Below are 19,812 nucleotides of genomic sequence, written 5' to 3'. Positions count from 1 at the left end.
CTCTCAAACCCTCCTTCTCCTCTGTCTCCCCGCTTCGTACATTAAAATTCCAGCTGCCATAGCCGCATTCAAGGATTCCACCTGTCCTTCCATGGGAATTCGTATCCAGCAATCTGCCTTTTCCGAGAGCTGTCTACTAAGACCGTTTCCTTCATTTCCTACAAAAAACGCAGTCCCCCGAAGATAGGATTCCCCGTCATAAGTATTTTTACCCTGAAGATGAGCAGCATAAGTGCTGACCTTCTTTTTTTTCAGCAGTCTCAATGCCTCTTCCATATTTTCTATATATACAAAAGGCATTCTATAGATAGACCCCATTGTCGACCGAATCACTTTGGGATTAAAGATATCTACCGTATTTTTGCTCAACAGTATTCCATCTGCCCCGGCCCCTTCCGCCGTTCGGATAATCGTTCCCACATTCCCCGGGTCTTGGAGATCTTCTAAGACCATCAACAGAGGATTCTCTTTTTCTAGAATTTTCTCTAAACGATAATGGGGACAACGCAGCAAGCATAGAATCCCCTGTGGGGTTTTTGTATCGCTGATCTGCCGAAAAATCCGATCATCCACAATTTCCACTGGCAGGCTCCCTAATCTCTTTTGAATCTCCTGCTCCTCATACAGCCTGTCCGCAATATAAACTTTTTCAATCCAGGAGTCCGGTGCCTCCTGAAACATTTTCAGCCCTTCTGCAACAAAAAGCCCTCGATCTCTCCGGGCTTTTGTCTTCTGCTGCAGTTGTATGATATTTTTTATCTGTCCATTACTGGCGCTCGTAATCATAATAACTCCTATTCACAAATCCGGGATAAATCTTCATTCTCTCCGATGACAATCAAAATTTCATTTCTCTGAAGCATTTCGCTGGGATCAATATTAACCGTCACCTTCTCTTCTTTTTTTATCCCTATCACATTGAGATTCAATCTCTCACGCAGGTTAAGCTCAATCAATGTCTTGCCAATCCACTCTTCTGGGACTTTAGTCTCCACGATGCTAAAGCTATCCGAAATCTCAAATAAATCCACAAATCCACCTGAAATCAGATTTTTAGCAACTCTCATCCCCATAGCCTTTTCAGGGTAAATCACCTCGTCGGCGCCGATTCTCGTCAGAATTCTTCCATGCAAGGGATTCATCGCCTTAGCAAGAACATAAGGAACACCCGCATCTTTTGCATGGATGACCGCTGTGATGCTGGCCTCCATACTCTCAGCGATACCGATCACAGCCACATCCGTATTTCCCACGCCCAGAGACTCCATAACCCCATTTTCTGTCACATCCGCGCAGACTGCATAAGCTACTCTGTCCGACATCTCCTGCACTATCTCTGGATCTTTGTCCACCACCATGACATCGCAGTTTGCCTCCGCCAAAGTCAGTGCAACTGTATATCCAAACTTTCCAAGCCCTATTACTGCATAAGATCTCTTCTTCATACTTTACTCCTATCCAATCAGAACTCTTCCCTCAGCCAGCCTCACATTCCCTGGTCGTTTGTTGGATTTCAGAAACATAGCTGTCACCAGAGTGATCGGTCCAATCCGACCAAAATACATAGAAAAAATTACCAACCATTTGCCCGCGGTGCTCAATGCTGGAGTCATTCCTCGGCTCAGTCCCACAGTCCCCAGAGCGGAAGTTAGCTCATAAGTAATATCTACGAAGTCTGCGTGGGGCATCATCACCGACAACACAATAACCACGATAATTAAAACGGCAAATGAAATCATAGACACCGCTATCGCAGCTCTCACCTGCAATTCCCGAAGCTTTCGGTGGTATACTTCCACATCCTGTTTTCCTCTCAGATAAGCATTTACTGTCAATATCAGCACTGCTATCGTGGTCGTTTTGATTCCCCCTGCCGTTCCCATGGGAGAACCACCGATAAACATCAACAGCAGAGATACCAGCACACTTTGGTCTCTCAGACCAGCTTGGTCAATCGTGAGAAATCCTGCCGTTCTGGTAGTGACAGACTGAAAGGCTGAGGCCAATACTTTCCCGCTGGGCGTCAATGTTCCAATTGTCTCAGGATTATCATACTCAAAAATCAAAATGAATACCATACCTGCCACTAAGAGAATAGCCGTCATATTAAGGACCAGTTTGCTGTGAAGCTGCAAATTTTTCCATAAATTCCTCAGAGTGATCTCTCTTCTGTATACCTTTTTGATATTCTTCCCCAAATCCCACCAGACAATGAATCCGATTCCACCTGTGATAATCAGCAACATTGTGATCAAATTCACAGGCACATTTTCCACATAGGAACTCAGGCTGTCCGGCCCTAAAATGTCAATTCCTGCGTTACAAAATGCTGAGACAGAATGAAAGACAGAATACCAAATTCCTCTGGCAATCCCATACCGTGGAACAAAAGTAAATGCATAGAGCACCGCGCCTAATCCTTCCGCTATAAAAACTCCCTTGGCAATTCTCTTGACCATCACAACCATGCCTGATAGATGGTCCTGATTGTAAGTTTCCTGTATAATCCGACGGCTCTTCAGATTAATTTTCTTTCGAACTGTGATGAACACCAGACTCACCAAAGATACAATTCCCAGGCCTCCCACCTGAATCAGTCCCAAAATCACGATTTTCCCAAACAACGTCCAATGTGTCGCTGTGACCTGTGTGACGAGCCCTGTCACACAGACAGAAGTCGTAGAGGTAAACATCGCATCTGTAAATGAAGTATATTCCCCCTCCACAGTCGCCCATGGAAGCCAAAGAAGAAGTCCTCCTACGAAAATCACCCCCGCAAAGCCGAGGGTAATGATCTGAGGGGTACTCAATTTAATTTTACTTTTAAATCTTTTCCCATCCATATTTTATTTATTGAGCTTTGAATAGTTATGCGACAGAGAATTGCAGACTTCGACCTGATATTCCGGCACATCTTTTCTCATTGCCAGAGCCTCGTTGATATCAAAATCCACATACTCTCCATGTCTATAGCCCACCACTCGGCAGGTCTTTCCTTCTCTTAAAAGATCTACTGCTTTTGCTCCCATTATAGAAGCATACACGCGGTCTTTACAGGTCGGAGACCCTCCCCGCTGCATATGCCCGAGAATCGTTGCTCTCGTCTCAATGCCTGTGGCAGCCTCTATTCTCTTTGCCATAGCTTCTGAATGACCGATACCCTCCGCATTGATAATAATATGATGTTTCTTACCTGCTTTGCGGCTCTCAATGATATTGTTAATCAGTTTCTGCTCATCGTAATCATAACGCTCTGGCAGTAAGACATCCTCCGCTCCGTTGGCGATTCCACACCAGAGCGCAATATACCCTGCATTTCTTCCCATTACTTCAATAATACTACAGCGTTCATGAGAAGTCGAGGTATCTCTAACCTTATCAATCGCTTCCATCGCAGTGTTTACCGCTGTATCAAACCCTATCGTATACTCTGTACAGGCGATATCCAGGTCAATCGTCCCTGGAACCCCAATCGTATTAATTCCTAGATTTGCTAATTTTTGTGCACCCGCAAAAGAACCGTCTCCTCCAATGACAATTAAGCCCTCAATTCCATGCTTTTTGCAGACCTCAGCGCCTCGCCTCTGTCCCTCTTCCGTGCGGAATTCCGCACATCTTGCAGTGTACAAAATTGTACCGCCGCGCTCGATGGTGTCTGAAACATCTCTGGCTGTCATGTCTATAATCTCTTCATTCAAAAGGCCATTGTATCCCTTGTAAATGCCTTTAACCTTCAGTCCGCTGCTGATTCCCCTTCTCACAACAGCGCGGATTGCCGCGTTCATTCCCGGCGCATCCCCACCACTGGTTAAAACTCCAATTGTCTTAATTGCCTTTTTTTCCGTCATAAAATCTCCTCCATCTTATATGATGATCTATCGCGGTTTTTATACTTTTACACACTTTTGTCCATTCTAAAGCATTTCTAAAAATTTTTCAATACTCTTTCTACAACTTTCACGTTCTGTCCGCCAAACTTTCCAGCCAGTTTTGCCAGCATCCCATCCTCTATCTGAACATTGTATGACACCGGCAAACGCTTCATGGCCTTGACATCTTTCAGGTAAACCACTACCGCATTTCGTCCCGGTGATTCTCTCAAAAGCTGCGTCAATTCTTCATCCTTTTGAGCATAATCCTGCCGAGACTCAAACTGAATCCAAAGTTCCCTCGGCATCTCATCGAAAGACCGAATCTTTTCACAAATCAATTTGCTGGCTCGGTCATCTTCTGCCGAGATTCTTCCCTGTATGAGAACCTTGTTATCCACCTCGATCAGTCTTTGATTCTTCTCGTAATCCCTTGGAAACACCACAACTTCCACGATTCCCACCAAGTCTTCCAAGGTCAGAAACGCCATGACTTTATTCGTTCTAGTGTACTTAACCTTTTTCTCCGTTATCATACCACCAATGATAGCTTTAACCCCATCTTTTACCTTGGGAAAACCAGTCTCCTCGTCAGGCTGAAAATCTGAAGTCCATGCGGTCACATTCTTTTCCATCAAAGCTCGATATTTCTCCAAGGGATGTCCGCTGATATAGATACCAAGCACTTCTTTCTCAAAATTCAGCAGCGTGTCCTGGTCATACTCTTCCACCTTCGGAAGCTGTATTTCATAGTCCTTTTTATCCTCCTCACCCACAAGATCAAAAAGGCTCATCTGTCCCGCCATCATATTTTTCTTTTCCTGTATCGCACTCTCCATAACCAGAGGATAAACCATCATCTGCTGCCTGCGGTTTCCTTCCAGACAGTCAAAAGCTCCTGCCTTGATAAAATTTTCCAGGCTCCGCTTATTGATATCTTTATTATTTATTCTGGTCACAAAATCCTTCATCGAGACAAATTCTCCATTGGTTTTTCTCTCTTTAACGATCTCGTCAATCACAGATTTTCCAATGCTTTTTATAGCTGCCAGTGCATAACGTATTGCACCGTGATCCACAGAAAACACGGTTTCACCGCGATTAATATCTGGCGGCAGTATCTGTATTCCCATCTTTCTGCAGGTGAAAATATACTCCGATACCTTTCCTGGATTATCAATCACCGAAGTCATCAATGCCGCCATAAACTCCACCGGATAATAATACTTCAAAAAAGCCGTCTGATAGGAAACTACCGCATAGGCAGCTGCATGAGACTTATTAAAAGCGTATTTTGCAAAATCTATCATATTGTCATAGATTCTATTGGCAATCTTCTCATCTATTCCATTGTTGATGCAACCCGGTACACCCTCTTCTTCATTTCCATAGACAAAGCTCTGCCTTTCTTTTTCCATCACAGAAGCTTTTTTCTTAGACATTGCTCTTCGTAAAAGGTCACTTCTGCCTAACGTATAACCTCCCAGATTTCTCACAATCTGCATAACCTGTTCCTGATAGACGATACACCCATAAGTCGCTTTCAAAATCGGTTCTAGCTGAGGACAATCATAGGTAATCGTCTCCGGATGATTTTTTCCTCGGATATACTGGGGAATAAAATCCATCGGGCCAGGACGATAGAGGGAGATTCCAGCGATCACATCCTCCAAGCTCTGAGGTTTTAGCTCTTTCATGAAGCTTTTCATCCCTCCACTCTCTAGCTGAAATACCCCGTCCGTATGTCCTGTTCCCAGAGAATCCAAAACTTTCGGATCGTTATAGTCAATCGCATCCATATCCAGATGAATGCCTTTGTCCGCTTCCACCAATTCTACTGCATTTTGAATCACTGTCAGCGTGCGAAGTCCCAGAAAATCCATCTTCAAAAGTCCCAGCTCTTCTAGAGTAGTCATCGTGAACTGGGTAGTAATCGTACCGTCAGCCGCCCTTGACAGTGGCACATACTCATCCACATCCTTCTGGCTGATTACTACTCCGGCAGCATGCATAGAAGTATGTCGCGGTAGTCCTTCCAGACGCTTTGCCATATCAATCAAATGGTGAATTTCCGGGTCTTCCTCGTATACTTTTGCCAGTTCTGGATTTTTTTTCAAAGCCAGATCAATCGTAATGTTCAGTTCTGTAGGTATCATTTTCGCAATGGTGTCCACCTGAGAATAAGGCATATCTAATACTCGCCCCACATCCCGAATCACACCTCGAGCAGCTAAAGTACCGAAAGTCACAATCTGAACCACCCGGTCTTTTCCGTATTTTTTCACCACATAGTCGATAACTTCCTGACGGCGCTCGAAACAGAAATCCACATCAATATCCGGCATCGAGACACGTTCCGGATTCAAAAAACGCTCAAACAGAAGATCATAACGCATTGGGTCCAGCTTCGTAATTCCCAGTGTGTAGGACACCAGACTTCCCGCAGCACTGCCCCTTCCAGGGCCAACCATGATTCCATGGTCCCTCGCATACTTTATGAAATCCCATACAATGAGAAAATAATCCACATACCCCATATTTTTTATCGTGTCCAGCTCATAGCTTAGGCGTTGTCTCAGTTCCTCCGTCACCGGCTGATAACGTTCTTCCAATCCTTCAAAGCACAATTTATTCAGATATTCCCAAGACGTATACCCCTCAGGCACATCATATTTTGGAAGCTTTGTAACTCCAAATTCAATGTCCACATGGCACCGCTGTCCGATTTTATAAGTATTCTCAAGAGCCTCCAAAGCATAGGGAAAAAGCTCCGCCATCTGTTCGGCAGACTTTACATAATACTGTCCCCCCACGTAACGCATCCTATTCTCATCGGACAGTTTCTTACCTGTCTGAATACACAAAAGAATATCATGAGGTGCTTCGTCTTCTGCATAAGTATAATGCACATCATTGGTAGCCACCAGGTCAATTCCCGTCTCCTGATGCATACGCAAAAGCTGCTGATTCACCGTCTGCTGCTGAGAAATGCCATGGTCCTGCAATTCCAGGAAGAAATTTCCCTTTCCAAAAATCTCTTCATACCTCAGTGCCGCTTTTTTTCCTTCCTCATACATTCCTCTAGTCAGATATCTGGCTACTTCGCCGGCTAGACAGGCACTTAACGCTATAATTCCTTCGTGATACTCCCTCAAAAGGGCCAGATCAACTCTAGGCTTATAGTAAAAACCTTCCACAAAGCTCTTTGAGACAATTTTCATCAAATTACTGTAGCCTTGATTGTTCTCTGCCAAAAGCACCAGATGGTAATACCGATCTTCTCCTGCCCCAGTTTCCCTGTCGAATCTGGAACTCGGAGCCACATAGACCTCACATCCTAAGATTGGATTAATTCCTGCTGCTTTGCAGGCACGATAAAAATCTATACATCCATACATAACTCCGTGGTCCGTGATGGCCGCACTGTCCATTCCTAATTCTTTGACCCGCTCCACATACTCTGTAATCTTATTCGACCCATCCAGCAAACTATATTCTGTATGAACATGAAGATGTGTAAAATTCATCACCAATTCTCCTTTGTGTCGCACAAGGCATCTTTGTCACCATTCATCTATCAACATATCATCGTATTCGTGTCAATCTCTTCTGTAAATTCTTCCATCTCTAATCTCGATCTCTCCGTTTTTCAACATATGTCCCACTGCCCTTTTAAACGCATTTTTACTGAGACCGAATTCTCTCTCGATCACCTGAGGAGAGACCTTGTCATCAAAAGGTAACACTCCTGCAAACTCATCTATCACCTTTCGAACCAGTTTCGCGTCTTCTCCAATCTGAAGATACGCTTTTTGATGAGCGCTCAGATTCATTTTCCCGTCCTCTTTCACCTCAGTCACGCGGAATTTTCGAACCTCTCCAATTCTAAATTTCCCCTGTGCCTCCCTCTTTGGCACCATCGCACAGTAATGGTCATCCACTGCCACAAATACTCCGAAACGTTCACTGATTTCATAGACACGACCCTGCACTTCATCGTTCATTCCATAGGGAGTTCTCAATGACAGATATGGATAAACTTTCATGGTCGCACATAATCTCTCACTTTTATCAATATAGAGCGCCACCAGACACTCCTGCCCCTCCTTTACCCTCATCGTCTGTTCACGGAATGGAAGCAAAAGATCTTTTTCAAGTCCCCAGTCCAAAAAGGCGCCGATTCTAGAAGTCTGAACTACCTTCAAGACGGCCGTCTCTCCCACCTGAAGATCTGGTTCTCTCACAGTGGCAATCATACGGTCCATAGAGTCTTTATAAATGAACACCTCTAGAATATCACCTTCCTTTGTCTGTTCCGGCACCTGTTTGATCGGAAGCAGTACTTTCTCCTTCACATCTGCCTGCATAGGCTCTCCCAGATATACTCCAAAATCCACTTTCTTTAACACCTGTAATTTCTGTTTCTTACCTAATTGAATCATAGATTCTCCTTTTCTTTATTTTTCTTTCTTGCTAAATTCCACTATAGCATAAGGCTTTCCAGTTTCCTGATTCAATGACACCACACAACGTTTGGGCTCCTCGGATACCCAAGGTATAATCCGTTCTCCCAGTCTCGCCTGCATTTTATACTCTGCCCGCATCTGCCAGATTTCAAAATCCTTTGGAAGATACTCTGTAGCCATCGTAATATACTGGCTGTTGTTCACATGATGATTGGTATCTAAATGATGTTTCTGCACCAGAAAACTTTCCCGCTTTTCTCCCTGACTCAAAAGTCCGATTTTTCTAGGTGCGTACTCCATCTCCAATTTAGGTTCCAATTGATATCCCTGTGTGTTCTCCGGCTGCAATTTTACCGGCATCCCAGAATCCGTATTCATAAAACTCCACAGAGTATTCGCCTTGCACAAGCTCTCGCCCTGAGAAGTGCGCAATATAAAGTTCCTCATTCCCATAAAACCTTTAAAATCATAAGGCCAAGTTTCCACTGTCAGCTCTTCCCCATGTTCTGGATAGCGCTCCACAATGATCTGCCAGGATGACAAAACCCAGCCTCTGTGTATTTTTCTCAATTTTTTCATTCCTAAGCCTACATCCTCAGAATGAAACGTACAACAATCCTGAAAATAATTTAAAATAGCTGGCAGTGTCAGCTTTCCATCTTCATCGATTTCACTGTATCTTACTCTGCTCCTAAATTGATACCCCATATCTCTCACCCGTCCTTTTCATCCTTCATCGATATGATGTTTCTAATCTAAATTTTTTGCTCGCTTTGCGAGACACCTCAACCTAGCGTATCAAGGTTTTTTCTATTACATAACACAAAAAGGACTTTGCAGACACCTGCAAAATCCTTCTCTCAGACAGGGCTACCAGGATTCGAACCTGGAAATGACGGAGTCAGAGTCCGTTGCCTTACCATTTGGCGATAGCCCTATTCACGCGACAAAATGAATTATATACTATGTCTTTTAATAATGCAAGCACTTTTTTCATTTTTTTCAAAAAAATGTAACTGCTTAAGCAGAAGATTTTACATTTATTTTCATTATAGCATAGGTTTTTTCATTTTACATTAAGAAAACATGTGGTATAATAGGAATACGTTACAATTTAGACTTTCAATATTCCGCGAGGTGTTTTTGTATATTTTGTACAAAAATCCCGAGACATACTCGCGCCAAACTGCTGCAACAGCAGTTTGTGTGCATTGCGAAGCGTGTTGTTGCTCACGGACTGCAAGTGAGTGAACAGGAATACTTATAGCGATGCTACCCTCAATTGATAAGGGTAGGACTGATAAAAAGTCAATTATACTCGTGAAAACATAAGAATAAGGAGAACAACTATGAGAGCAAATAATTTGACTCTGTTGACAGATTACTACGAATTGACAATGATGCAAGGCTATTTTAAAAATCCCACAGACCAATCAGTAATCTTCGACGTTTTCTACCGCAATAATCCCTGTGGAGGAGCCTATGCTATCAACTGTGGTCTGGAACAGGTCATTGAGTACATCGAAAATCTTACTTTCTCTTCTGATGATATCGAATATCTGCGCAGTCTTCATACCTTTGACGAAGATTTCCTGGAATATCTGTCCGATTTTCACTTTTCCGGTGATATCTATGCTATTCCTGAAGGTACAGTCGTATTCCCTCATGAGCCTCTGTTAAAAGTTATCGCTCCCGTCATCGAGGCACAGCTTTTAGAAACTGCAATCTTAAATATTATCAACCATCAAAGTCTGATTGCGACCAAGGCATCCAGAGTCGTACACGCCGCCCGCGGGGACGGTATTATGGAATTTGGACTTCGCCGTGCTCAGGGACCTGATGCCGGAATTTTTGGCGCAAGAGCTGCCATTATCGCCGGCTGCATCGGTACCTCCAACGTACTCACCGGACAAATGTTCGATGTCCCAGTACTTGGTACCCATGCTCACAGTTGGATCATGAGCTTTCCAGATGAATATACCGCATTCAAAACCTACGCAAAGCTCTATCCGGACGCCTGTATTCTGCTCGTGGATACCTACGATACTTTAAAATCCGGAGTTCCCAACGCAATCAGGGTATTTGAAGAAATGCGTGAAGAGGGAATCCCTCTGACCCGGTACGGAATCCGTCTGGACAGCGGCGATCTAGCCTATCTGTCCAAAGAAGCTTATAAGATGCTTGCCGCCGCTGGATTTGACGACGCCGTCATTTCTGCTTCCAGTGATTTGGACGAATACCTGATTGACAGCTTAAAAGCTCAGGACGCAAAAATCAACTCCTGGGGAGTCGGCACAAACTTAATTACCTGTAACGATAACCCTGCATTCGGCGGTGTATACAAGCTAGCCGCAATCAAGGATAAGGACAGTAATGAATTTATCCCCAAAATCAAACTCTCCGAGAACACAGAGAAAGTCACAAATCCCGGCAACAAAACGATTTATCGAATTTACAATAAATCCACCGGTAAAATCAAAGCTGATTTAATCTGTCTCGCAGACGAAACCTTTGACGAGAGCGAAACTATGGTAATTTTTGATCCCATTGACACCTGGAAAAAGACTCGTGTCCTGGGAGGAACCTATATTATGAGAGAGCTTTTAACTCCAATATTCCTAAATGGCAAAAAAGTTTACCACTCACCTTCCGTGATGGAACTTCAGGCATACTGCCGTCAGGAAATGGATACTCTCTGGGAAGAATCCAAACGTCTCATCAATCCTCATGAAGTCTATGTAGATCTTTCTCAAAAACTTTATGATCTGAAAACTCGCCTGCTGGATGAAATGGGTTCTGAGAATCTCTATGACGATCAAGAATTCTTCTAACATAAAACCTCCTTTTGTTTCATATAGTTATACGAAGCAAAAGGAGGTTTTTTATGTCTCAGTATACACGTCTTATCAATCGGTCCCATCCGTTATCCCCTGATTATCGCCCGGTCTCTCTGATAGATGCCGGAATTCCTTTTGACGCCCCTCTCACAGATCCAAAGCGTCTTTTGGAGCCACAGGCTGCCTATGCGGCACGAGAGTTATTCGCACTGGCCTCCTCCTGTGATATCCAACTTTATGGTATCTCCGGTTACCGTTCCTACAGTCGTCAATCACAATTATACAATGGTTCTTCTCAAATTGCACCGCCTGGCGCAAGCGAACATCAAAGTGGTCTTGCCTTGGATGTGTCCTGTCTCAGCATTGGCCTTAATTTGTCAGAAAAATTTGCAGACACCCCTGAGGGAAAATGGCTCTATGCCCATGCTCCACTCTATGGCTTTATTCTGCGCTATCCTAAGGATAAACAGCATATTACCGGATACCCCTGGGAACCCTGGCATATCCGGTATGTCACTAAATCTCTGTCTGTCTACTTAAAATGGACTGGGATGACATTGGAAGAATACCATCAGCTAAGTCACTGTTCCATCTGACGGCCTAAAAAACCAGCGGCTGTCTGGACCAGTTTTTTCTCAGTCTCTCCCATAATGTCTTTCTCTTCTCTGCCCATCAGAATAACCGCGCCAATAGCATCGCCTGAACAGATAATCGGCCAAATCACTTGTGAAGGAGCTTCATTTTTCTGTTCCTTGACTACCTGAATGTGTCCTTTTTCTCCAAATTTACTGCACTTTGCTTCTCTTCCTCCAATCAAAGCTTCCAGTTCCTGGCTGATTTCTTTTCCTTGGAACTCCCTGCTTCCACTTCCAGAGGTTGCCACGATTTGATCGTGATCCGCGATACAGGAAATCAAACCTGTCGTCTGAGAAAGAGCTTCGGTGTATTCCTTCGCAAAAATGCTAAGTTCGCCAATCGGTGAATACTTCTTTAAGATAATCTCCCCTTCACGGTCTGTAAATATCTCCAAAGGAGTTCCCTCTTTAATCCGAAGTGTGCGACGAATTTCCTTTGGTATTACCACTCTTCCAAGATCGTCAATTCTTCGGACAATTCCTGTAGCTTTCATATAAAAATCCCTCCGTTTTATATCTTCATCGTGTAGATGATTGTAGTATCTGTAAAAAAGAGGAATTTATACGCGTTTAACCTTTCTCACTTTATTTGAACTATTTTCTTTTTCATTATATAATAAAGAAATGAGGAAATTTTAACAATTAAGGAAGGTATCTGCCATGAATCAATCCAACATGCTCACAGGCTCACCAGGAAAAACTCTTTTCCTTTTTGCAGTCCCCATGATGATTGGAAATCTGTTTCAGCAACTTTATAACCTCGTAGACTCTGCTGTAGTCGGTAAATACGTAGGCGAGAACGCTCTGGCTGCAGTGGGAGCCTCCTATTCTATTACCAATGTGTTTATCGCCATTGCCATAGGAGGTGGGATTGGAAGTTCTGTGATTATCTCTCAATATCTGGGGGCCGGAAATATACGAAAAATGAAGACTTCCATTTACACTGCCCTTTTCAATTTTCTGGGAATCAGTTTATTTCTAGGAGTCTTCGGAGCTTTTTTTCATCACCAAATCTTAATATGGATGGATACGCCTCAAAATGTATTGGCCGAGGCAGGTATCTACCTGAAAATATATTTTTATGGCCTCCCGTTTTTGTTCATGTACAATATACTTGCTTCTATTTTTAACTCTATGGGAGATTCGAAGACACCTCTTTGTCTGTTAATTTTTTCTTCTGTTTTGAATATCTTCTTTGATCTGGCGTTTGTGATAGGACTTGACCTGGGAGTCTTAGGCGTTGCTGTGGGCACTCTGATTGCCCAAGGAATCTCATCCATCGTCTCATTTCTTTTACTAATGCGCCGACTTAAAGCTAATTATCAAACCAATGGCCTCTCAGACAGTCCACAGACCTCAGATCCCCAAAAAATCTACAGTAGAACCATTACATGGAAAATGACCAAAATCGGCGTTCCCTCTATCTTGCAGCAGTCTATCGTCTATATAGGAATGCTTTTAGTCCAAGTCGTCGTCAACAGCTTTGGTTCCTCTGTAATGGCTGGCTACACCGCTGGAATGCGCATAGAATCTATATGCATTGTACCCATGACTGCCGTTGGAAACGCAATGTCTTCCTTCTCCGCCCAAAATTTAGGGGCTAGGCAACCTGAACGTGTGAAGCAAGCATACAAAGCCTGTTACCTCATAGATGCATCCATTGCCGTTTTTCTCTGCCTGATCTTGCATTTGTTCGGCAATACATTTTTGAGTGGTTTTCTGGATGCCTCTTCTGGTACAGAAGCTTATTCTGTGGCCTCTGCTTATATGATCTTCCAGTCCTTTTTTTATATCTTCATAGGACTAAAATGCTGTACTGACGCGATTCTCAGAGCCTCCGGAGACATGCTGATCTTTACACTGGCAAATTTAGTCAATCTCGCCCTGAGAGTATTTATTGCCAACCATTTTGCTCATAGTTGGGGCATTCAAGCAATCTGGATGGCTGTTCCCATTGGTTGGTCTATCAACTATCTAATCTCCTTGCTTCGGGTTCTCACAGGGAAATGGAAAAAAATACATTTGATCTAAAAAATCTCTCTTTCCGGGAGATTTTTTTTTCCAAAAACCTCTTGATTTTTGAATAAAAAGTGTTATAGTTATCATATACTTAATATATAGTTTTAAAAACTACTTGTCAAAGTTTTATTTATAACAGGAGGCGACTTTTTATGACATTAAAATTAAAAGACCCAGGTAGCGCAATCACCCATGGTATCGCAATGCTGCTAGCACTAATCGGCGCAGTACCATTGCTTTTTAAAGCAGCTAGCTCTTCTGGAGCTGAGACTATCATCCCCCTTGCTATTTTTATTTTCACCATGTTCTTGCTCTACACTGCAAGCACAGTCTATCACTCCGTAGACTCCACAGAGAAAGTCAATCGTCGTCTTAGAAAAATCGATCACATGATGATTTTTATTATGATAGCTGGCAGTTATACTCCTATCTGCTTGATTACTTTAAACAATACCCTAGGTTATGGCCTTTGTATCGCTGTGTGGACGATCGCAATCATAGGAATCATTTTTAAAGCGGCGTGGATTACCTGTCCGAAATGGGTCTCTTCCATCCTGTATATTGGCATGGGTTGGCTTTGTGTTTTGGCCCTGGTTCCTATCTACCACTCACTTTCCCATGCTGGATTTGGTTGGCTGTTAGCCGGTGGAATTATCTATACCATCGGCGGTGTCATTTATGGTCTGAAACTCCCAATCTTTGATGCCAAACACAAGAATTTCGGTTCACATGAGATTTTTCACATTTTCGTGATGGCTGGAAGTATCTGTCACTTTATCGTAATGTACTTTTTCGTCTGCCCATTGGCTGTCTGAATTTTAAAAAGCGCAGCTTGTCGTGGTGAAATAATTTCCCGCGGCGAGCTGCGCTAGTTGCATCCTTATTCATAGAAATTCTTTTCTTACTGTCAAAATCTGATTCTTCTTTTTCCTATAATAAATAACCCCTGTCAAATCTGCCAATATCCAGCCAATGGGGACCGATGCCCAAATTCCCGTCACTCCTATAGATGGAATCGGCGCCAAGGTATAAGCTAGAAAAACCCTGGTCCCCAGAGATATCACTGTCAATACCACGGACATGCCCGGTCTATTGACCGCTCTGTAAAAGCCATACAGAAGAAATAAAAACCCAATCCCAAAATAAAAAGCGCCTTCAATTCTCAGATACCTGACTCCCACTCCCACAATATCTATGTGAGACGGGTCCACAAATATTTCCATCAATGGCTTTGCAAAGACACAGACCACAAAACTGATAAATAGGCAAAACCCAAAGGATACCAGCGCAGAACTTTTTATTCCTTTTTGGATACGTTCCCGTTTTCCCGCTCCAAAATTTTGTGCAATATAAGTAGAAAATGCATTTCCAAAGTCCTGAACTGGCATATATGCAAACGAATCTATCTTCACCGCCGCCGCAAAAGCTGCCATCACAACTGTTCCAAAACTATTTACCAATCCCTGCACCATTAAAATGCCCAGATTCATAATTGATTGCTGAATACACGTCAGAAAAGATAGCCCCGCAATTTCCTTCAATATCTGTCCGTCCCATTTCATATGGTGTGTCTGAATCTGAAGATGCGGAAAACGAACTCTATAGTAGAGCATAATTCCGACTCCCGACACATACTGCGAGATGACAGTAGCCATCGCTGCTCCCTTGACTCCCCAGTGAAACACAAGTACAAAAACCAAATCCAGCACAATATTTAAAACTGATGAAAAGGCTAAAAATACCAGTGGTGTCACAGAATTTCCAACTGCTCTCAAAAGATTTGCGAAATAATTATAAAGAAATGTCGCAAAAATTCCCGCAAAGATATATAACAGGTAATCTCTCATCAGCTTCACAACTTCTGCCGGCACTTGAAGCAATTCAATAATGAAATCAATCTGAGCAAATACGATAAAATTCAGTAAAATTGTAACAGAACCAATCAATACAAAGGAAATAAAAAATCCTTTTTTCAATCTGTCATAGTTTTCTCTCCCAAATTCCATGGAAAAGAAAGCGCTGCTCCCCATACACAGCCCCAGTAATATCGACGTCAAAAAAACCATCAATGTATAAGACGAGCCCACGGCTGCGAGAGCATCTGCTCCGAGAAATCTTCCTACAATCAAAGTATCCGCCACATTATACAATTGTTGCAGTAAATTTCCTACCATCAGCGGAAAAGCAAATTTCAACAGATTCTTTGTGATACTTCCCTCAGTTAGACGATATTCCACAGTTTATTTTCCTTTCGAAATTAATATCATTCTTTATGAATAAAATAATATCAAATTTTATTCATATCGTCAATTATTACTTACTTTTCGTTTTATATGATCTGTGCTATAATATAACAAAAATATATTAAACAAAAAAGGAGAAGCTCTATGTACTTAGACAATCTGGATTCTTTCGATCAGCAAATACTTTCGCTGTTGACCAAAAACGCAAGATATTCCTATTCAGAAATCGGTGACATCATTGGTCTTTCCAGAGTCGCTGTAAAAAGTCGTATTGACGCCCTTGAAAAAAAAGGAATTATCGAAGAATACACAACTATCATCAATCCTCAAAAAATCAGCGGAGCAGTCTCCTGTTATTTTGAGATTGAGACACAGCCAAAATACCTGAATGCCATTATCGACAAACTAAAATACAACGACACAGTCACTCAGATCTACAGAATGAGCGGCAATTGCTGCCTCCACATTCATGCGGTCGCAGCTAGTCAAGACGAACTTGACCATTTTATTCGCAAAGAAATTGATTCTCTAGAGGGTGCCATCCGTATTCAAACCCATATTATTTTATCTCGAATTAAAGATGTCAAGGGCCTGCGACTCTAATCGCAGGCTCTTTTTAGGTACAGTTCGTGTATATCCTCATAACATCTCACATACTCTAATTAAGAGAACAACTTATCGGCGGTCAGATATGAGAACACGTCTTTCTATTTTTTTGTCTTCCTTTTTTATCCTGCTGTTCTTTCCTTTCCTCTGTACCTTCGTTTTTCACGGAGCACAGGCTTGTACTCTCCTCCAACCTGCCAAAGCAGAAAAATTTCTTCCCTATCTTCTAAGCCTACAGATTGACGATAATAAATCCTCAGAAGCTCTCAAAACCCAGGCAGTTATAGCCCGCTCGAATCTAAACTATCAACAATCCCAGGGAAAATCTCTCTTAGAAATATTAAAAACTCAATTTTCTGATATTTTGTCCTCGCCATCTTGGTATCGAATTTTTTTCATATCAGATTCTTATCAAAATGCCACCGAGAGCACCTCCGGTCAGATTTTGACTTTTGAAAATACTCCTTGCCTAACCCCTTATCACGAAGTCAGCTGTGGAAAAACCCGCAGCGGCGAGGAAGTTTTCCACAATTCTGCGTTTTCCTATCTAAAATCGGTGGACAGCTCACAGGACCTTGAAGCTCCCAACTATTTTACAACTCAAGATATTGCCTCCCAACAGTTTCCTTCTTCACTCGAAATACAAAAAACAGATTCTTCCGGTTATGTTCTCACTCTCAATGCTGATGACACAACTTTTTCCGGAGAGTATTTTCGCCATGAATTCGGTTTGGCATCCAGCTGTTTTTCCATACAAAAAAATGGTGACAACCTGCGTTTTCTATGTAAAGGTCAAGGACATGGTGTCGGATTAAGCCAGTATGGAGCCGAAATTATGGCAGAGGATGGCAGTACCTACGATGAAATTCTGCTTTGGTATTTTCCATCACTTATGCTGACTACAACTGACTTTTAAGATATCTTATGATAAGTGACACAAGCATATTTTCTCAAATAAATTGAAAACTATTGCATAGACTCTCAGATTCTGGCAACCCTATCTTTATAGAAAAGATGATAGAGGTGAAAAGAATATGATGAAAAAAGGAACCATCACAAGAATTATTGTCAATGGCGTGTTATTAGCTGCCATCATTGCGTTGGGTATTACACTATTTCAATCAAAACCACAGACAAAAGAAGCCGTTCCCGAGACTGAGAACACCGAAGAATTGGCTGAGGCTGAAGAAGAACCTTCCGTGGACGCAGATACCAATGATGTCCAGGCAAACTTAGAGGAGTCAGCAGAAACCAGTGATGAAGATTCTGAGCCAAGTGTGACTGAGGAAGAAACCCCTGTTGAAACAGAAGAGACAACAGATAACCCGGACAGTGAAACCAGTTCTGAAGAAGAGACACAAAGCACATCCGCTTCTGTTCTTCCACAGGTAAATTTCACAGAAGCCTCACTGATGCAGTGGCCAGTTGAGGGAGAGCTGATGATGGATTACAGTATGGAAAACACTACTTATTTTTCTACTCTAGATCAGTACAAACTAAATCCTGCAATTGTAGTAAAAGCCGTAGTCGGCGCACCTGTAAAGGCTGCCTCAAACGGAACGATCACTTCAATTGCTGACACAGCTAAGACCGGTACTACTCTTACCATGGATATGGGTAACGGCTATCAATCTGTATACGGACAACTGACAGATCTTCTAGTAGAAGAAGGACAAACAGTAAAAGAAGGTACCATATTAGGTTACATCGCTGAACCAAGTAAATACTACAGCATCGAAGGAAGCAGTCTCTACTTCGCTATGACAAAAGATGACCAACCTATCGATCCCATTACCTATCTTCCTTAAGGACAATATATAAAAAAGGCCCGTTTTGGGCCTTTTTTATATTTGTTACTGTTCACTCACTTACGCTTTTCCCTAAATTTAAAAATCTAAAATCATACGTTCACATATCAGAAAAATTTACGTATAATAAAGAAGATACCAAAGAAAGCCCGCAATCGACTTCTCTACTCTTACTTGTTCTTTATGGGAAATATACTATTTCATCGATTGCTTCAGATAGACTGGGATGCCTTCTCCGCCATCAGGTATTCGGCATCCCTTTACATAGATATCGCAGCATCTTTACCGTCAGAGGAATAAATATGAACTACACTTACATTGTCCAATGCTCGGATGGAACTTTCTATACAGGCTGGACCAACGATCTCTCACAGCGTCTAAACGCCCATAATTCTAGAAAAGGCGCTAAATACACACGAAACCGCACTCCTGTCGTTCTCGTCTATTATGAGGCCTTTTTAACACGTCAGGAAGCCATGAAAAGAGAATATTCGATCAAACAGCTGTCCAGGAAGGAGAAATTGGCATTGATTAACTTTTAATGTCTGCTCATGTGAACACGGCAGTCATTTGCTGAGATTATTGCACAAAAAAAGAATCTCAAAAACTGAGATTCTAAATTTATCTTTCATGAGGCATCGGGGATTCGAACCCCGGACAACTTGATTAAAAGTCAAGTGCTCTACCGACTGAGCTAATGCCCCAAAAGTGCCTAGTTCCGGAATCGAACCAGAGACACGAGGATTTTCAGTCCTCTGCTCTACCAACTGAGCTAACTAGGCACAAAATAGCGGGGACAGGATTTGAACCTATGACCTTCGGGTTATGAGCCCGACGAGCTTCCAGACTGCTCCACCCCGCGACAATATAAAACCATATAATGGTTACTTTTTTCATTCAAGCCGATGATCGGACTCGAACCGATAACCTGCTGATTACAAATCAGCTGCTCTGCCAATTGAGCCACATCGGCATATGAAGCACATTGACCTATGGCCTAATGGCAAATGGATGGAGGTGGATTCGAACCACCGAAGCAATTTGCAGCAGATTTACAGTCTGTCCCCTTTGGCCACTCGGGAATCCATCCATATAAATTTAAATGGGACCTATAGGGCTCGAACCTATGACCCTCTGCTTGTAAGGCAGATGCTCTCCCAGCTGAGCTAAGATCCCATTTGCACACACATGAGTATCATGTGGACGACCCAGAAGAGACTCGAACTCTCGACCTCCGCCGTGACAGGGCGGCGCTCTAACCAACTGAGCCACTGGGCCTTAATTAAAAGGCATTGCACCTTCAAAACTGCATACATGATTCCTTGGAAA

At 42.6% G+C, this 19,812-nt stretch carries 17 protein-coding genes and 8 tRNA genes; 8 read left to right on the top strand and 17 right to left on the bottom strand.

Annotated elements, in window-relative coordinates; translation table 11 throughout:
• Positions 1–3 precede the first annotated feature (3 nt).
• The 8 genes from BLHYD_RS00280 to BLHYD_RS00245 form a co-directional block, all read right to left on the bottom strand.
• Complete coding sequence (locus tag BLHYD_RS00280; protein ID WP_005946657.1) at positions 4–786, bottom strand: TrmH family RNA methyltransferase; 783 nt, start codon at positions 784–786, stop codon at positions 4–6.
• 8 nt (positions 787–794) lie between these two features.
• On the bottom strand, positions 795–1,445 hold the full coding sequence (locus tag BLHYD_RS00275) for a potassium channel family protein (protein ID WP_005946655.1): 651 nt from the start codon (positions 1,443–1,445) through the stop codon (positions 795–797).
• A gap of 9 nt (positions 1,446–1,454) precedes the next feature.
• Complete coding sequence (locus BLHYD_RS00270; protein ID WP_242648383.1) at positions 1,455–2,810, bottom strand: TrkH family potassium uptake protein; 1,356 nt, start codon at positions 2,808–2,810, stop codon at positions 1,455–1,457.
• 36 nt (positions 2,811–2,846) lie between these two features.
• Positions 2,847–3,848: a 6-phosphofructokinase gene (gene pfkA, locus BLHYD_RS00265; protein ID WP_005946651.1), complete on the bottom strand. Its 1,002-nt coding sequence runs from the start codon at positions 3,846–3,848 to the stop codon at positions 2,847–2,849.
• Between the two features lie 77 nt (positions 3,849–3,925).
• On the bottom strand, positions 3,926–7,396 hold the full coding sequence (locus BLHYD_RS00260; protein ID WP_005946649.1) for a DNA polymerase III subunit alpha: 3,471 nt from the start codon (positions 7,394–7,396) through the stop codon (positions 3,926–3,928).
• A 72-nt stretch (positions 7,397–7,468) separates the two neighbouring features.
• The gene (locus BLHYD_RS00255; RefSeq protein WP_005946648.1) at positions 7,469–8,311 is read right to left on the bottom strand and encodes a CvfB family protein; all 843 of its coding nucleotides are present in this window, start codon (positions 8,309–8,311) and stop codon (positions 7,469–7,471) included.
• Positions 8,312–8,326: 15 nt separating this feature from the next.
• Complete coding sequence (locus BLHYD_RS00250; protein ID WP_005946646.1) at positions 8,327–9,043, bottom strand: acyl-[acyl-carrier-protein] thioesterase; 717 nt, start codon at positions 9,041–9,043, stop codon at positions 8,327–8,329.
• Between the two features lie 157 nt (positions 9,044–9,200).
• Positions 9,201–9,272: transfer RNA gene (locus tag BLHYD_RS00245), tRNA-Gln, on the bottom strand.
• A 412-nt stretch (positions 9,273–9,684) separates the two neighbouring features.
• Here BLHYD_RS00245 and BLHYD_RS00240 point away from each other — a divergent pair.
• Both BLHYD_RS00240 and BLHYD_RS00235 read left to right on the top strand, forming a co-directional pair.
• Positions 9,685–11,166, top strand: coding sequence for a nicotinate phosphoribosyltransferase (locus tag BLHYD_RS00240; RefSeq protein WP_005946644.1), 1,482 nt, complete (start codon positions 9,685–9,687; stop codon positions 11,164–11,166).
• Between the two features lie 53 nt (positions 11,167–11,219).
• Positions 11,220–11,768, top strand: coding sequence for a M15 family metallopeptidase (locus BLHYD_RS00235; protein ID WP_005946642.1), 549 nt, complete (start codon positions 11,220–11,222; stop codon positions 11,766–11,768).
• On the opposite strand, the gene spoVT is transcribed toward BLHYD_RS00235, so the two are convergent.
• Positions 11,753–12,301, bottom strand: a complete 549-nt coding sequence (spoVT, locus tag BLHYD_RS00230; protein ID WP_005946640.1) for a stage V sporulation protein T — start codon at positions 12,299–12,301, stop codon at positions 11,753–11,755. The genes BLHYD_RS00235 and spoVT overlap by 16 nt on opposite strands.
• Positions 12,302–12,467: 166 nt before the next feature.
• On the opposite strand from spoVT, the gene BLHYD_RS00225 reads away from it, so the two are divergent.
• Both BLHYD_RS00225 and trhA read left to right on the top strand, forming a co-directional pair.
• On the top strand, positions 12,468–13,838 hold the full coding sequence (locus BLHYD_RS00225; protein ID WP_005946638.1) for an MATE family efflux transporter: 1,371 nt from the start codon (positions 12,468–12,470) through the stop codon (positions 13,836–13,838).
• A 140-nt stretch (positions 13,839–13,978) separates the two neighbouring features.
• Complete coding sequence (gene trhA, locus BLHYD_RS00220; RefSeq protein WP_005946636.1) at positions 13,979–14,641, top strand: PAQR family membrane homeostasis protein TrhA; 663 nt, start codon at positions 13,979–13,981, stop codon at positions 14,639–14,641.
• A gap of 69 nt (positions 14,642–14,710) precedes the next feature.
• On the opposite strand, the gene BLHYD_RS00215 is transcribed toward trhA, so the two are convergent.
• Positions 14,711–16,063: an MATE family efflux transporter gene (locus BLHYD_RS00215; RefSeq protein WP_005946634.1), complete on the bottom strand. Its 1,353-nt coding sequence runs from the start codon at positions 16,061–16,063 to the stop codon at positions 14,711–14,713.
• Between the two features lie 150 nt (positions 16,064–16,213).
• Between BLHYD_RS00215 and BLHYD_RS00210 the strand changes: the two genes are divergently transcribed.
• The 4 genes from BLHYD_RS00210 (at position 16,214) to BLHYD_RS00195 (ending at position 19,025) form a co-directional block, all read left to right on the top strand.
• The gene (locus BLHYD_RS00210) at positions 16,214–16,672 is read left to right on the top strand and encodes an Lrp/AsnC family transcriptional regulator (protein WP_005946632.1); all 459 of its coding nucleotides are present in this window, start codon (positions 16,214–16,216) and stop codon (positions 16,670–16,672) included.
• An 88-nt stretch (positions 16,673–16,760) separates the two neighbouring features.
• A complete protein-coding gene (locus BLHYD_RS00205; protein WP_005946630.1) occupies positions 16,761–17,591 on the top strand; it encodes a SpoIID/LytB domain-containing protein in 831 nt (276 codons plus the stop codon).
• A 118-nt stretch (positions 17,592–17,709) separates the two neighbouring features.
• A complete protein-coding gene (locus BLHYD_RS00200; RefSeq protein ID WP_005946628.1) occupies positions 17,710–18,483 on the top strand; it encodes a M23 family metallopeptidase in 774 nt (257 codons plus the stop codon).
• A 302-nt stretch (positions 18,484–18,785) separates the two neighbouring features.
• A complete protein-coding gene (locus tag BLHYD_RS00195) occupies positions 18,786–19,025 on the top strand; it encodes a GIY-YIG nuclease family protein (RefSeq protein ID WP_040350994.1) in 240 nt (79 codons plus the stop codon).
• A gap of 89 nt (positions 19,026–19,114) precedes the next feature.
• Here BLHYD_RS00195 and BLHYD_RS00190 read toward each other — a convergent pair.
• The 7 genes from BLHYD_RS00190 to BLHYD_RS00160 form a co-directional block, all read right to left on the bottom strand.
• Positions 19,115–19,187: transfer RNA gene (locus BLHYD_RS00190), tRNA-Lys, on the bottom strand.
• 5 nt (positions 19,188–19,192) lie between these two features.
• A tRNA-Phe gene (locus tag BLHYD_RS00185) sits at positions 19,193–19,265 on the bottom strand.
• Positions 19,266–19,271: 6 nt separating this feature from the next.
• A tRNA-Met gene (locus BLHYD_RS00180) sits at positions 19,272–19,345 on the bottom strand.
• 38 nt (positions 19,346–19,383) lie between these two features.
• Positions 19,384–19,456, bottom strand: a tRNA-Thr gene (locus BLHYD_RS00175).
• A 35-nt stretch (positions 19,457–19,491) separates the two neighbouring features.
• Positions 19,492–19,573: transfer RNA gene (locus BLHYD_RS00170), tRNA-Tyr, on the bottom strand.
• A gap of 13 nt (positions 19,574–19,586) precedes the next feature.
• A tRNA-Val gene (locus tag BLHYD_RS00165) sits at positions 19,587–19,659 on the bottom strand.
• Between the two features lie 28 nt (positions 19,660–19,687).
• Positions 19,688–19,761, bottom strand: a tRNA-Asp gene (locus BLHYD_RS00160).
• Positions 19,762–19,812 lie beyond the last annotated feature (51 nt).

It is taken from the genome of Blautia hydrogenotrophica DSM 10507, assembly GCF_034356035.1.
GTDB classification, from domain to species: domain Bacteria; phylum Bacillota; class Clostridia; order Lachnospirales; family Lachnospiraceae; genus Blautia_A; species Blautia_A hydrogenotrophica.
This window is presented reverse-complemented; position numbering and strand designations above follow the sequence as displayed.

Bases quoted from the DNA above. Each gene is read 5' to 3' on its own strand.
- BLHYD_RS00195 (WP_040350994.1), top strand. From the start codon at position 18,786: ATGAACTACACTTACATTGTCCAATGCTCGGATGGAACTTTCTATACA.
- BLHYD_RS00205 (WP_005946630.1), top strand. From the start codon at position 16,761: ATGAGAACACGTCTTTCTATTTTTTTGTCTTCCTTTTTTATCCTGCTG.
- BLHYD_RS00235 (WP_005946642.1), top strand. From the start codon at position 11,220: ATGTCTCAGTATACACGTCTTATCAATCGGTCCCATCCGTTATCCCCT.
- BLHYD_RS00210 (WP_005946632.1), top strand. From the start codon at position 16,214: ATGTACTTAGACAATCTGGATTCTTTCGATCAGCAAATACTTTCGCTG.
- BLHYD_RS00275 (WP_005946655.1), bottom strand. From the start codon at position 1,445: ATGAAGAAGAGATCTTATGCAGTAATAGGGCTTGGAAAGTTTGGATAT.
- BLHYD_RS00260 (WP_005946649.1), bottom strand. From the start codon at position 7,396: ATGAATTTTACACATCTTCATGTTCATACAGAATATAGTTTGCTGGAT.
- pfkA (WP_005946651.1), bottom strand. From the start codon at position 3,848: ATGACGGAAAAAAAGGCAATTAAGACAATTGGAGTTTTAACCAGTGGT.
- BLHYD_RS00280 (WP_005946657.1), bottom strand. From the start codon at position 786: ATGATTACGAGCGCCAGTAATGGACAGATAAAAAATATCATACAACTG.
- BLHYD_RS00255 (WP_005946648.1), bottom strand. From the start codon at position 8,311: ATGATTCAATTAGGTAAGAAACAGAAATTACAGGTGTTAAAGAAAGTG.
- BLHYD_RS00240 (WP_005946644.1), top strand. From the start codon at position 9,685: ATGAGAGCAAATAATTTGACTCTGTTGACAGATTACTACGAATTGACA.
- BLHYD_RS00225 (WP_005946638.1), top strand. From the start codon at position 12,468: ATGAATCAATCCAACATGCTCACAGGCTCACCAGGAAAAACTCTTTTC.
- trhA (WP_005946636.1), top strand. From the start codon at position 13,979: ATGACATTAAAATTAAAAGACCCAGGTAGCGCAATCACCCATGGTATC.
- spoVT (WP_005946640.1), bottom strand. From the start codon at position 12,301: ATGAAAGCTACAGGAATTGTCCGAAGAATTGACGATCTTGGAAGAGTG.
- BLHYD_RS00200 (WP_005946628.1), top strand. From the start codon at position 17,710: ATGATGAAAAAAGGAACCATCACAAGAATTATTGTCAATGGCGTGTTA.
- BLHYD_RS00250 (WP_005946646.1), bottom strand. From the start codon at position 9,043: ATGGGGTATCAATTTAGGAGCAGAGTAAGATACAGTGAAATCGATGAA.